Annotated in this window: 1 rRNA gene; it reads left to right on the plus strand. The window is 51.2% G+C overall.

What is annotated here, in order from left to right:
- A 23S ribosomal RNA gene (locus KI379_RS33945) occupies nt 1-207 on the plus strand; the annotation flags it as partial.

The raw sequence follows: 207 nt of genomic DNA on the forward strand, positions 1-207 counted from the left end.
GATCCGGTGAAATTTTAATACCTGTGAAGATGCAGGTTACCCGCGACAAGACGGAAAGACCCCATGGAGCTTTACTGCAGCTTGATATTGGATTTGGGTACGATCTGTACAGGATAGGTGGGAGCCTTTGAAACCTGAGCGCCAGCTTGGGTGGAGGCGCCGTTGGGATACCACCCTGATCGTATCTAGGTTCTAACCTGGTACCGT

It is taken from the genome of Paenibacillus cineris (assembly GCF_018333335.1).
Classification (GTDB): Bacteria; Bacillota; Bacilli; order Paenibacillales; family Paenibacillaceae; genus Paenibacillus_AQ; species Paenibacillus_AQ favisporus.